The 6467-nt window shown below is 68.5% G+C and carries 6 protein-coding genes; 1 reads left to right on the forward strand and 5 read right to left on the reverse strand.

What is annotated here, in order from left to right; all coding sequences use genetic code 11:
• The first annotated feature begins 258 nt into the window (after positions 1-258).
• Entirely contained in the window at positions 259-1950 is a 1692-nt protein-coding gene (locus VFY73_RS11525; RefSeq protein ID WP_329718784.1) for a methyl-accepting chemotaxis protein, read from the forward strand.
• On the opposite strand, the gene VFY73_RS11530 is transcribed toward VFY73_RS11525, so the two are convergent.
• From VFY73_RS11530 to VFY73_RS11550, 5 genes are all read right to left on the reverse strand, one after another.
• Positions 1925-2599: a sulfite exporter TauE/SafE family protein gene (locus VFY73_RS11530; protein WP_329718786.1), complete on the reverse strand. Its 675-nt coding sequence runs from the start codon at positions 2597-2599 to the stop codon at positions 1925-1927. The two genes, VFY73_RS11525 and VFY73_RS11530, sit on opposite strands and share 26 nt — an antisense overlap.
• Positions 2600-2619: 20 nt before the next feature.
• Positions 2620-3135, reverse strand: coding sequence for a DinB family protein (locus VFY73_RS11535; protein ID WP_329718788.1), 516 nt, complete (start codon positions 3133-3135; stop codon positions 2620-2622).
• Between the two features lie 132 nt (positions 3136-3267).
• Entirely contained in the window at positions 3268-4947 is a 1680-nt protein-coding gene (gene ipdC / locus VFY73_RS11540; protein WP_329718790.1) for an indolepyruvate/phenylpyruvate decarboxylase, read from the reverse strand.
• A gap of 284 nt (positions 4948-5231) precedes the next feature.
• Positions 5232-5660 carry a biopolymer transporter ExbD gene (locus VFY73_RS11545; protein ID WP_329718792.1) on the reverse strand — a complete coding sequence of 143 codons (429 nt, stop codon included), beginning with the start codon at positions 5658-5660 and terminating at the stop codon, positions 5232-5234.
• Positions 5660-6289, reverse strand: a complete 630-nt coding sequence (locus VFY73_RS11550; RefSeq protein WP_329718794.1) for a MotA/TolQ/ExbB proton channel family protein — start codon at positions 6287-6289, stop codon at positions 5660-5662. The genes VFY73_RS11545 and VFY73_RS11550 overlap by 1 nt, the downstream gene beginning before the upstream one ends.
• Positions 6290-6467 lie beyond the last annotated feature (178 nt).

Here is a 6467-nt window from a genome sequence, read left to right on the forward strand (position 1 = left end):
CGAAGTGATGACAAACGATGACAGCGGCCTGCCGCGAGCCCGCGCTTCGCAGAGCGTGACCTTCGCCATCGGCCATCTCTGGAAGCCCGTTCCCGGCACATTTGCCCGCAAAGCCGGTCGCCGACGTCATTCTTTGACAGAGATCAACCTCCCTTCACCCGTGCGTCCAACAGCGCATGAGCGCCCTACAGGAGCTTGTGGGTGATCCGAAAGCTTGTGGGTAGCCCTCCCAAGGGCGCTTCACCATTGACGGACCCTATGTTCAAACGCCTTCGCCTCGGGACGCGCCTTTTGCTGGCCTTCGCCACGATGATCCTTCTGGGCGCCATGGTCGCTGCGTCCGGAATCCATGGGCTGCTCCGCCTCAACGACGCGAGCGAGTCGCTCTATGAACGGGAGCTGCTGGGCATCTCTTACGTCAAGGAGGCGAACATCAATTTGATCGCCATGGGTCGCGCCCGGGCGCAGTTCGCCCTGGCTGGCACTGAGCAGGAACGCCAGGCTTCGCTGCAAGTCTTCAAGCAATCGGTCGAAGGCCTGCGGTCCTGGCTCGACAAAGCGCGCCCGTTGTTCTACCTGGCGAAGGGAAAAGAGGAACTGGCCAAGCTCGACTCCCTGATCGAGCAGCTGATCCCGCAGGCGGATGCGTATTTCGCTGCGGTATCCAAGGTGGCGCTGACAGCTGCCGACCCTGATCTGAGCCGGTTGGACCAATCCGTTCGCCAGCGCAACAAGAGCGTTGACGAGCAGCTCGCGGTGCTCACGAAACTGAAGGAGCAGAACGGTGCAAGAGCCGCAGAAGAAGGCAGGCAGGAGTTCCGTTTCATCAGCCTGCTGATGCTGATACTGACGGGCGTTTCTGCCATCAGTGGCATCACGATCGGCGTTCTCATCACGCGTGGCGTCACGCGGTCGCTCGGCGGTGAGCCGGAGGCCGTTGCACGGGCCGCCAGCGAAGTCGCCGCAGGCAACTTGAACGCCGCCATCGACACATCGCGCGCCGTTCCGGGCAGCGTGGTAGCGGCCATGTACGAAATGCAGCGATCACTGCGCCGCCTTGTGAGCCAGGTGCGGGCGAGCAGCGACAGCATCGCCACCGGTTCGTCACAGATCGCCGGCGGCAATGCCGACCTGAGCCAGCGTACTGAAGAGCAGGCCAGCAACCTGCAGCAGACCGCGGCCTCGATGGAGCAGCTCATGGCCACGGTGAAGACGAACGCCGATACAGCGCACCAGGCCACGCAGCTGGCCGGGTCGGCGTCGGCCGCGGCCGGCCATGGCGGCCTCGTCGTCGGGCAGGTCGTGCAGACGATGGGGGGCATCACCGAATCGAGCAAGAAGATGGCCGACATCATCGGGGTCATCGACGGCATCGCATTCCAGACCAACATCCTGGCATTGAACGCGGCCGTCGAAGCCGCGCGCGCCGGGGAACAGGGCCGTGGGTTCGCCGTGGTGGCCAGTGAGGTGCGCACGCTTGCACAGCGCTCGGCCGCGGCCGCCAAGGAGATCAAGTCGCTGATCGTTGACAGCGTCGAGAAGGTCGAGTCGGGCAGCCACCAAGTGGCCCAAGCCGGCCGGGCGATGGACGACATCGTGGCACAGGTCAAGCGCGTCAGCGACCTCATCGAGGAGATCAGCTCGGCCACGATCGAGCAGACGCAGGGCATCGGGCAGATCGGCGATGCGGTGACCCAGCTCGACCAGGTCACCCAGCAGAACGCCGCGTTGGTGGAAGAGAGCGCCGCTGCCGCCGAGAGCCTGCATCAGCAGGCGGCCAGTCTGGTCGACGCCGTGGGCGTCTTCGTGATCGGCGATCACGATGAGCTTGCCATGCCGCCGCAAGCGCCCGGGTCGGGCCCCACAGCGCGCACCGTTGCCAAGGCCGTGCAGCAGCCGGGGCGCCTGGTATCGGCGGGGGCGCTCAGCAAGCCAGCCGTGCGATCGTGAAGGCGCCGAGTGCGCAGCTGAACAAGCCGACGCCTGCCTGCAGCACCCGGTGCAGGCGGGTCAGGCGCCGGGCAGACCGCTGCAGCGGCAGCGCGATGACCGCCGACAACACCGCCATGCCGGCGATCGAGCCGAGCCCGAACAGCGCGACGTAGCCCAGCCCCAGCGCCGGTGCCGGCGTGGCCTGCAGACTCATCAGCACCAGCGCAGCCGAGCCGGCCAGCCCGTGCATCATGCCGACCGCCAACGCGCGCAGCGGCCAGCGGCCGGGGTGCGCATGCACAGGCGCCGACGCCTGCACTGTGTGGGTGCCTGCCGCCTGCGCATGTTGGTGCAAGTGGCGGTGGATGCGGTCGCACCAGAGGCGGCGCAGCACGTCGGCGCCCAACAGCACGAGCATCATGCCGACGCCGGTTTCCAACCCGCGCTCCAGCGCCGGCGAAACCACCTGGCCCAGCACCAACAGCATTCCGGCAAAGGCGAGCAGCGTCAGCGTGTGGCCCAGTCCCCAGGCCATCCCGTGGCGCACCGCCTGCCGCCAGCCGGTGGGGCGGGTGGCCAAGGTGGCGACTGCCGCCAAGTGGTCGGCTTCGGTCGCGTGCTGCACCCCGAGCAGCAGGCCGATGAAAAGGATCGACAGGGCGGTCATTCGACGACGCCCTGCAAGCCCTATGCCGGTGCGGGCTCGGCCGGCAGGCGCGAGGCCTCGATCTGGCCCATCAACCACTGCAGCCCGGCCAGGTGCTGCTGGTCGTGGCTGCACAGGTAGTGCACCAGGCCGCGCAGCGTCACCGGGCCGTAGCCTTCGAACAGCGCGGTGCGGTCGAACTGCGCGGGCGTCAGGCTGCCCAGCAGCGCCACGGTCTGCGCGCGGGCCCGGCGAAAGTCAGCCAACACGTCGGCGGCGTTCGCATCGCCGTAGCGGCGCTCCTTCGCGAGCCCGTCGGTGTCCAGCGAGACGAGAGTCGGGTGGTTTTCGCGCAGCGTGCGCTGCAGGCGGACCTGGTAGCCGTCGACCTCGATGTCGCGCACATGGCAGACCTGCTCGATGGCGGTCAGCGGCTCACTGGGCACGCCTGCCCACGATGGCGGCGTCCAGTGCTTGAATTCGGCCGGCACGGCGGCGTAGTGCGCTTCCAGTTGCTGCGGAAAGGCAGCCAGCGCCTGCAAGGTGATCGGGTGCATGCGAAGAAGACGGCGAGGCCGTCGGAAGAAGGGGCGGGCCACTGTAGCGTGGCACCGTTGACCTTGCGTCCCGTGGGTTCGTGCGGGTGCGGCGACGGTCCGGGGTGCTGACGCACGGCCGCGCCGGCCGCGTCAGCTTTCTTGCAGGGGCGATGCCAGTTCGGCCGGCGCCGGCGTGCTGGGCGACGGCGCAGACAGGCGCCGCACGGCCTGAACGAAGCGGGTCAGCGTTGGCGAGCAGGCCCCGGCCGCCAGCCGGATGTCGATCAGCTGGAAGCGGCCGCGCTTCGCCCGCGCACTCGCCAGCGCCGCGGTCAACTCGCCGCGTGTCGTGACCAGGTGGCCATCGCCACCGAGCCCTGGCGCCATTTGCGCGAAGTCCCAGCGGCCCAAGTCGTTGAAGTGCGCTCTCGGCTCGAAGGCGCGCAGCATCTCCCAGCCGGCGTTGTTGAAGACCAGCACGATCGGGTCCCATCCATTGCGCGCGGCGTTGCCCAGTTCCCAGCCGGTCATCTGGAACGCGCCGTCCCCGACCAGGATGATGGGCCGTTCGGCCGTCGCCGCCTGAATCCCCAGGCCGGCAGGGACGCCGTAGCCCATGGTGGCGTAGTAGCCGGGCGCGACCAGCGGCGTCGGGCCGATGTCCATGGCCGTGAACAGGCAGTCGCCCACGTCGCAGGCGATCGGCATCTCGCCGTGCTCGGCCATCAGCGCATTGACCGCATCGGCGACGTCGGCCGGCCGCACCGCCGAGGCTGGGTCGACCGGCGCACGCTGGCCGGCGGCAGGTGTGCACGCCTGCCGGCGTGGCGCCACGGCGCGCGGGGGCACGCGTTCCAGCAACGCGTCCACCAGCGCCGCCAGTGCCACGTCGTGGTAGACGTGGTGACCCATCGACACCTGGCCACCCAACGCCAGGATCGCGCGGCGGAAATCGATGCGTCGCGCCGAGACCGCGAAGTTGGTGTCCGACAGGATGACGCCGAGCAGCAGCAGGCCGTCGGACTCTTCAACCGCCGTCGACAGCGCCGGATCGCCGGCCAGGCCGAGGTAGGTGCCTTCGAGGGCGACGTCCGCTTGCGCCAGCAGGCCGCGGCCCATGAAGGTCGTGACCACGGGGATGGCCAACCGGCGGGCCAGCGCAGCGACACGCGCCTCGAGGCCGTAGCGCCGCACTTCGACGCCGACCATCAGCATCGGCCGCTTGGCCGCGCGCAAGCGATCCAGCAGTTCGTCCGCGCAGGCGGCCAAGGTCAGCGTATCCGACGGTTCCGTCATCGGGGCCGGGACCGCCGCGCAAGCGCGCAGTGGCATGTCGCGTGGGATTTCGAGGTACACCGGGCGCGATTCGCGCAGGGCGGCGTCCAGCACGCGAGCGATTTGCGCTGGCGCCTGGCGGGCGTCGTCCAGCCTGGCTTGGTCGACTGTCAGCTCCGCGAAGACCCGCCACTGCGAGTCGAGCGTCTTGACCTGGTGATGGAGCATGAAGCCGCTGCTGGCCTCCTGAGCGGCCGGCGCCCCCGACAACACCACCAGCGGCACACGCTCGGCATAGGCACTGGCCACTGCATTGACCAGGTTGAAGGCACCGGCGCCATAGGTGACGGCGGCCACGCCCAGACCACCGCGTACGCGTGCCGCGGCGTCGGCGGCAAAGCCCACGGCCGGCTCGTGCGACAAGGTGTACAGCGGCAACCGGCGGCAGCGTTCGATCTCGAGAAACAACGGCAGCGCGAAATCCCCAGGGATGCCGAAGACCTCGGTCGCGCCGCGGCGCGCCAGTGCTTCAAGCAGCTGTTCGGTAAGGGTCATGCTCAAGGCGATTCGATGGTGTGGTAGACGATCGGCAGCATGGGCATCCCGGCGTTTCGCTCATGGCGAAGCGCCGCATGCCCGACCACCCAAGGCCATTGGATCGACGGTCCGCCCTCGCGGCCTTGACGCAGCACAAACGCATCCTCGGCCCATTCGGGTTGCGCGCCGACGCGGAGCGGCCGGTGCGTCGCGCATTGATGTAGCGCAGGAAGTGTGCGAACAGCCGGCGTCACCTGCCGATGACTCGCCACGGGCTCACTGCGCAGGTCCGCCGGGGGTCGTCAGCGTCCATTGCGCGTGCGCATCGAGACCTGGGTCAGGCCCTCGAAGGCGCACAGGTCGAGCAGGTGGACGACCTCCTGGTAGGCGGCCTGCGTGTCGCCATCGATACGGATCGGCTGCGCCGGGTTGCGCACGGCCGCGGCGTGCAGCCGTTCGCGCAGCACCACCTTCGTCACCCGTTCGCGGCCCCAGTACACGCCGCCCTTCGCGTCGACGCCGAGCACCAGCACGTCGGGTGCCGCGGTGGCCTTGTCCAGCGACACCGCAGACTGAGGCAGCGTGATCGGCAGTTCGGTCAGCGGCTTGTTGTCGTCCTGGTGCTTGAACGACGTGGCCACCATGAAGAACATCAGCAGAAAGAAGATGCAGTCGATCAGCGCGATCAGGTTGATCTCGGGCTGTTCGTCGTCGCCGATATCGATGCGCATCAGTGGCTCCCGCTGCGCACGCAGGCGTCGAACACCCGCTCGAGCTGCTCTTCCAGCGCCAGGCCCAAGGTGACCAGCCGGTGGCGGAAGAAGTGGTGCAGCGCCAGCGCAGGCAGTGCCACGGCCAGGCCCGCGGCGGTGTTGAGCAGCGCCTTCGAGATGCCACCGGCCAGCAGCGACGCATCACCCATGCCACCGGTGAACGCGATGACGTGGAACGATTCGATCATGCCGATCACCGTGCCGAGCAGGCCGACGATCGGTGCGACGGTGGCTACCACCGCAAGCGGATAGGCGCGCTGCTGCTGCGCGCGCAGCTGCCGCGAGGCGAACTCGCCGGCCCGCGTCGACAGCTCGTCGACCGACCAGCGTGCGCGGTGCGCCAGCACGAAGCGCAGTGCGCGGGACAGCACGCTGTCGCGTTGCTTCAGCAGTTGCTCCAGCTCGTCGAACCGGCCGGCCTGCCACAGCGGCACCACCTCGTCGACCAGCGTTGCCGGCACGACCGCGCTGGCACGGAAGCGATGAAAGCGTTCGAGCGCGACGGCGATGGCCAGCACCGACAGTGCGGCGATGACCCAGATGCCGGCGCCGCCGGCGGCCAGTTGTTCGAGAAAGTTGAATTGCACGGTCAGGCCTTCGTGAAATGAACGCGGGAATGGAAAGAGAACGTCATGGCGCCAGCACCACCGAGAAGAACGCGCGGTCGCGGTCGTTGAACAGCTTGACGAGCAGCCGGTGCGTGCCGCGCGCCAAGTGCACGCGGCGATGCCCTTCAGCCAGCGCGAGGCTCGCCACCTGCTCGTC

Source organism: Ideonella sp., from assembly GCF_036277275.1.
Lineage (GTDB): Bacteria > Pseudomonadota > Gammaproteobacteria > Burkholderiales > Burkholderiaceae_C > Ideonella.